The organism is Gammaproteobacteria bacterium, assembly GCA_016765075.1.
In the GTDB taxonomy this organism is placed as follows: Bacteria; Pseudomonadota; Gammaproteobacteria.
On sequence record JAESQP010000132.1, the window covers coordinates 1 to 5,909 of the forward strand.

6 protein-coding genes are annotated in these 5,909 nt (G+C 46.9%); all 6 read left to right on the top strand.

The genetic code is table 11. The annotated features are described in order from the left end of the window. Nucleotides 1–147: 147 nt before the first annotated feature. Nucleotides 148–1,029 carry a prephenate dehydrogenase/arogenate dehydrogenase family protein gene (locus tag JKY90_07865; protein MBL4852177.1) on the top strand — a complete coding sequence of 294 codons (882 nt, stop codon included), beginning with the start codon at nucleotides 148–150 and terminating at the stop codon, nucleotides 1,027–1,029. Between the two features lie 58 nt (nucleotides 1,030–1,087). Then, a complete protein-coding gene (gene aroA / locus JKY90_07870; GenBank protein MBL4852178.1) occupies nucleotides 1,088–2,449 on the top strand; it encodes a 3-phosphoshikimate 1-carboxyvinyltransferase in 1,362 nt (453 codons plus the stop codon). Beyond that, entirely contained in the window at nucleotides 2,449–3,120 is a 672-nt protein-coding gene (gene cmk / locus JKY90_07875) for a (d)CMP kinase (GenBank protein ID MBL4852179.1), read from the top strand. The genes aroA and cmk overlap by 1 nt, the downstream gene beginning before the upstream one ends. A 121-nt stretch (nucleotides 3,121–3,241) precedes the next feature. Continuing rightward, entirely contained in the window at nucleotides 3,242–4,930 is a 1,689-nt protein-coding gene (rpsA, locus tag JKY90_07880) for a 30S ribosomal protein S1 (protein ID MBL4852180.1), read from the top strand. A 74-nt stretch (nucleotides 4,931–5,004) separates the two neighbouring features. Next, on the top strand, nucleotides 5,005–5,292 hold the full coding sequence (locus JKY90_07885; GenBank protein MBL4852181.1) for an integration host factor subunit beta: 288 nt from the start codon (nucleotides 5,005–5,007) through the stop codon (nucleotides 5,290–5,292). Nucleotides 5,293–5,382: 90 nt separating this feature from the next. Beyond that, nucleotides 5,383–5,673 carry a LapA family protein gene (locus JKY90_07890; protein ID MBL4852182.1) on the top strand — a complete coding sequence of 97 codons (291 nt, stop codon included), beginning with the start codon at nucleotides 5,383–5,385 and terminating at the stop codon, nucleotides 5,671–5,673. Nucleotides 5,674–5,909 lie beyond the last annotated feature (236 nt).

The window sequence follows — 5,909 nt, forward strand, 5'->3', positions numbered from 1 at the left end:
CAACGCGGTGGGGTGAAAAAAACGTCCCAGCCCTGCGGGTTGCACCTTCAACACCGCCACTCGGCGTTACTCGTTGCTTATTTGCAACCAGCAAACGACGCGCCTCGCGCCTGGATTGGCGGTGTTGAAGGTGCAACAGTGATGAAAATGAAACGTCAACAGACCCTAGCTAACCGTGTTGCCATCCTTGGACTCGGCCTGATTGGCGGGTCTTTAGCTTTAGCCTTAAAACGTGCTGCTGCGGTATCAGAGATTGTTGCTTGGGGCAGGAACCAGCAGCGTCTTGATAAAGCGATTGAGATGGGTATTGTTGATCGAGCAACAACGGATATGGCCGCTGCCATCGCAGGGGCGGACGTTATTGTGATTGCGACCCCCTTAGGCACGATGTCAGCTGTGCTTGACCAGCTTGTTGCTGTGTTGCCAAGTGATATGGCCAATAATGTAACAATCACTGATGTAGGTAGTGCAAAAGTACGTTTGATCGAATTGGCAAAATCCCGATTGAATGAAAGATTCTCCAGATTTGTTCCAGGGCACCCCGTTGCAGGCGCAGAGCATAGTGGTTTTGAAGCAGCCACAGCAGACTTATATGAAAAACGCCGTGTAGTGCTAACGCCAGTGAGTGATACAGATGCTACAGCAGTACAGTTGGTGACTGAGCTGTGGCAGTGTTGTGGTGCAGAGCTGGTGATTATGGATGCGCAATCTCATGATGATCTGTTGGCACTAACCAGTCATTTGCCACACGTGGTGGCGTATTTGCTGGTTGATTTATTGGTACAACAAGGTGGCCAGGATGCACGCCAGTTTGCGGCAGGTGGTTTTTATGATATTACGCGCATTGCCTCTAGCAACCCCGAGATGTGGCGTGATATTTTTAATGATAATAGCGATAGTGTGGTGAAATTATTGGATCATTACATCGACGGGTTAAGCGCTTTCAAGCAAGCCATTGCTGACGGTGATGATGAGGCGTTGATGCAAGTCATGCAGCGCGCTAAATCAGCACGAGATGGCCTAGTTTAAACTGGGGCTTAAGCTGGAATCTAAGTAAGTAATGGTATCAAATTAGCGCATATAAAAAATGAATAAACTAACTTTTATTAGCAAGCCTATCGTTTCATCTAGAGAGCGCCCGAGCAAATCTATCCGTGGTGAATTGCGTGTTCCAGGGGATAAATCGATTTCCCACCGGTCAGTCGTGCTTGGCGCTATCGCTGAAGGGGTTACCGAGGTCAGCGGGTTTCTGCAAGGTGAAGATAACCTCGCAACAGTGAATGCATTTCGTGCTATGGGTGTGGAGATTGCGCAGCATAATGCAACACAGTTGACGATTGTCGGTGTCGGTCTACATGGCTTGAAAACGCCACCTACGATGCTTGATTTAGGCAATTCGGGCACATCAATGAGATTGTTGAGTGGACTATTAGCGGGCCAATCATTTAATTCGGTGCTGACCGGTGATACGTCCTTGCTAAAACGCCCGATGCGTAGAGTTACCTCTCCTTTGACTGAGATGGGTGCCAATATTGCAACGGCTAATGCTGGTATGCCGCCATTGTCCATTACTGCGACAAGAGGCTTGCGCGCGATCGATTATGTCATGCCCGTGGCGAGTGCGCAGGTGAAGTCGTGTCTGATTTTGGCTGCGCTTTATGCTAAAGGCATTACGCGAATTACTGAGCCTGCACTAACGCGTGATCATACCGAGCGTATGTTAGCAGGGTTTGGTTGTACTTTAGATAGAGAAGGGGCCAGAGAAGGAGATAGAGCAGGCAATACCATTGTGGTAAATCCGCAAGGTGTGCGTTTAAGCGCCAGTAAGGTGGATGTGCCGGCGGATATTTCTTCGGCTGCATTTTTTTTGGTGGCGGCGTCTATCGTGCCGGGTTCTGATTTGTTACTACAGCATGTAGGTATCAATCCGACGCGTATTGGTGTGATTAATATTCTTGTGCAAATGGGTGCCAATATTACGCTGCAGAATGAACGAGAGATGGGTGGTGAGCCAGTTGCCGATATTCGTGTGCGTTCAGCTAACCTCAAAGGTATTCATATTCCTGAAGATCAGGTGTCGCTAGCAATTGACGAGTTTCCAGCATTGTTTATTGCTGCTGCTTGTGCGACAGGCGAAACGGTGTTGACGGGAGCTGAAGAACTACGAGTGAAAGAAAGTGATCGTATTCAGTCGATGGCCGATGGTCTGCTAGCAATAGGTGTGGATGCCGTATCGCGTGACGACGGTATTGTTATTCAAGGTGGCGGCAATATTGTTGGTGGTGAGGTGGATAGTCACGGCGATCACAGAATTGCGATGGCTTTTACCATGGCCGGTTTAGTTGCTAAGGCGCCCATAACGATTCGAGATTGTCGCAATGTGGATACCTCATTCCCTGATTTTATCGAATTAGCGTGCCAGGTTGGCGTTAATGTTGAGTTAGCTTAATGGCAACGGCTCCCGTTATTACTATTGATGGGCCAGGTGGCGCGGGTAAGGGCACGGTCAGTGGTTTGCTTGCGTGTCGTTTGGAGTGGAATTTACTTGATAGTGGCGCGATTTATCGTGTCACGGCGCTTGCTGCGACCAAGAATGAGGTTGATTTTAGCGATATTGTCGCGGTAACAGAGATTGCCAATCGCCTGGACGTAGTCTTTGAGCCCTGTGATAGCGGAGTTTCAGTGATTTTGGCAGGGAAGGACGTCAGTGCCGAGATTCGCACTGAGGCTTGTGGTGACTTGGCGTCTCGGCTGGCGACAATTGGTGCGGTGCGTGAGGCTTTGTTAACGCGTCAGCGTGCATTTCAGGCTGTGCCGGGCTTGGTTGCTGATGGCCGTGATATGGGTACGGTTGTTTTCCCTGATGCCGAACTTAAAATTTACCTGACTGCAAGTGCTGAAGAACGTGCCAAAAGACGCTATAAACAGTTGATTGGTAAGGGAGTCAGTGTTAATCTTGCGCGCCTTCTAAACGATATTGTTGCGCGCGATGAGCGTGATATGACCCGGGAGGTTGCGCCGCTTAAGCCTGCACAAGATGCGATAGTGCTTGATACAACCACATTATCTATTGATGACGTGGTGACGCAAGTGAGTGATTTATGGGATAAGGTTAGTTAAACCTTATTCAGATAAGCTTAAAGAATAAATTTTAAGCTTATTGCCAGATGTAGACTGGCATGCACGCTTTTGTGCAAGGGAAGACCCTGAGCCATCAAGGGGGCTTTTTTACTTAATTAATATGGATAACGTTAAAGCTATGAGTGAAAGTTTCGCCGAATTATTTGAACAGAGCCAGGTAGAATTGTTGATGCGTCCCGGTGCTATTGTTAATGGCACCGTGATAAAAATTGAGGGTGACTCTGTCATTGTCAGTGCTGGTTTGAAGTCTGAAAGCGTTATTCCTATTGAACAGTTTTATAATGAAAAGCGTGAAGTTGAAGTCAGTGTTGGTGATATTGTTGAAGTTACACTGGAAACAGTAGAAGACGGTTTTGGTGCCACGCGTCTGTCCCGTGAAAAAGCCAAGCGTGCTCAAGTTTGGCGCAAGCTTGATGTGGCAATGGAGAAAGGCGAAATTATTACTGGCCGCATCGATGGCAAAGTTAAAGGTGGTTTCACCGTTGACCTTGATGGTTTGCGCGCCTTCTTGCCAGGTTCTTTGGTTGATGTTCGTCCTGTGCGTGACACTAGCTATCTGGAAGGTAAAGAGCTCGAATTTAAGATTGTTAAGCTAGATCAAAAACGCAGCAACGTCGTGGTATCACGTCGCGCGGTGGTCGAAGATGAAAACAGTGTTGAGCGCCAGGAGCTGCTTGATAACCTGCAAGAAGGGCAGGTTATTAAAGGGATCGTTAAAAACCTTACCGACTACGGTGCATTCCTTGACCTGGGTGGTATTGATGGTCTGTTGCATATCACTGATATGGCATGGAAACGTGTTAAGCAGCCTTCGGATATTGTCAATGTTGGTGACGAGATCGACGTTAAAATATTGAAGTTTGATCGTGAGCGCAAACGCGTATCACTGGGTCTTAAACAATTAGGCGATGATCCGTGGAAAGATTTGGCACGCCGTTATCCGGTTAATACACGTTTGTTTGGTAAAGTGACCAATATTGCTGACTATGGTTGTTTCGCTGAGATTGAAGACGGTGTTGAAGGTTTGATTCATATGTCTGAAATGGATTGGACTAACAAGAATGTGCATCCTTCAAAAGTGGTTCATATTGGCCAGGAAGTTGAGGTGATGGTGCTCGATATTGATGAAGAACGTCGTCGTATCTCTCTCGGTATGAAACAGTGCCAGACTAATCCTTGGGCTGATTTTGCTGCACGCCATAAGAAAGGCGATCGTGTTCATGGCACGATCAAGTCGATCACTGATTTCGGTATCTTTGTTGGACTTGAAGGCGCTATTGATGGTTTGTTGCATTTGTCTGATCTGTCTTGGCAGGGCGAAGGCGAAGATGTTTCGCATGACTTTAAGAAGGGTGATGAAGTCGATGCTGTTATTCTTGCTATCGATGCTGAGCGTGAACGTATCTCTTTGGGTGTTAAGCAGCTTGAAACAGACCCGTTCTCACAGTTTTTGGCTGAACACGGTAAAGGCACAATCGTCAGTGGTACAGTAATTTCTGTTGAACAAAAAGGTGCTGTTATTGATTTGGGCGATGGTATCGAAGGTTATCTTGGCGCTGGCGAATTGGCACAAGAGCGTGTTGATGATGCGCGTACCGTGTTAAAAGAAGGCGAAACAGTCGAGGCCAAGTTTACCGCAGTAGACCGTAAGTCACGTAATATCGTGCTCTCTATTAAGGCTAAAGACAGGCAAGAAGAAGCCAAGGCAGTGCAAGACTATAGTGTGAAGTCTTCAGATACGGGTGCTGCGACCCTTGGTGATTTATTTAAAGAACAGATGGGGAAATAAGGGCGATAGTTATTTAAGGAGCCTCTGAATTACATGCTCCTTAAGTTGTCCTTGATTGAATAAGATAAAAGGTTATGACAAAGTCAGAACTCATAGAACGGCTGAGCCAAAAACAAAACTACTTGTCACCCAAGGATGTTGAGTTTGCGGTTAAGTCGTTGATTGAGGAAATGGCACAAACCCTTGCTCAGGGTAGCCGTATAGAGGTGCGTGGGTTTGGTAGTTTTTCACTGCATTTTCGTCCACCTCGTATGGGACGCAACCCCAAAACAGGTGATGCGGTGCCATTGGCAGGAAAATACGTGCCTCACTTTAAGCCGGGTAAAGAGCTTAGAGCACGTGTTATGAAAACGAAAGACTAAAAAACAGCTGCTGAATTAGTCTTTTGTTCTACTCGTTGCTCCAAGTTTATCTTAGTTTATATTGGGGCAGCGCCATTTGAGGTGGTTATTTTGCGCATACTCTCACTAGCACTACTGCTAATTGTATTGCTGCTTGGCCTCAGCTTTGCTGTTCTCAATGCTGATAGCATTAGCATTAATTATTACTTGGGTGAACAGGAAATTCCCTTATCTGTTGCTTTAGTCTTGGCGTTGGTGTTGGGAGCATTGCTCGGTATCTTGGCAAGTCTTAGCGTCATTTTACGTCAACGCACACGTATTTCTATGCTTAACCGCACTGTCACAATGACCGAAAAAGAAATTACCAATCTCAGGTCATTGCCTATTAAAGACGATCATTAACTAAGGGGGTGTTAACCATCATTTTGACAGCCCTGTTGCGCCTTCAATGGCGCCAGACAAGGCGAGAGGAGAGAAGTTTGGTGCTTCAAATGAGCGACGAACAACGCAGTATGGTGCCATTGTACCCCAGGGCACCCTCTCTGCCTTCGGCATTCACCTTGTCTCGTTGTCCAAACAGGACTAGATTGTGTTTTTTAGGAAAACGATCGAACAGCAATCTTAGTTTTCTCAGCACC